Raw genomic sequence first — 504 nt, 5'->3', positions numbered from 1 at the left:
CCCGAGCGGTTCTGGCAGATGCTGCACGCCGGCCGTGACGCCGTGTCCGACCTCCCCGGCGATCGGGGTTGGGACGTCGAGCGCCTCTACGACCCCGACCCCTATTCCACCGGCACCTCCTACGTCCGCAGCGGCGCCTTCCTCTACGAGGCGGCGGAGTTTGATGCCGGTTTCTTCGGGATTTCCCCCCGTGAGGCCTTGGCGATGGACCCGCAGCAGCGGTTGTTGCTGGAGGTTTCGTGGGAGGCGGTCGAGCGGGCAGGGGTTGAGCCTGGGGTTCTTCGGGGTTCGCGAACAGGGGTGTTCGTGGGCACGAATGGTCAGGACTATGGGGCCCTGCTGATGGTGGCGGGGGACGAGGTGGAGGGCTTCGCGGGCACGGGCAACGCCGCGAGTGTGGTGTCGGGTCGGGTGGCGTACGCGTTGGGGTTGGAGGGGCCGGCGGTGTCGGTGGACACGGCGTGTTCGTCGTCGCTTGTGGCGTTGCACCTGGCGGTGCAGTCG

Annotated in this window: 1 protein-coding gene; it reads left to right on the top strand. The window is 68.8% G+C overall.

Features of this window, described 5'->3' with window-relative positions; all coding sequences use genetic code 11:
- Window positions 1-504: beta-ketoacyl synthase N-terminal-like domain-containing protein (locus SM447_RS30110; RefSeq protein ID WP_474576243.1), on the top strand; the 504-nt coding region annotated here is incomplete at both ends.

It is taken from the genome of Micromonospora aridisoli, assembly GCF_056150025.1.
This window is presented reverse-complemented; position numbering and strand designations above follow the sequence as displayed.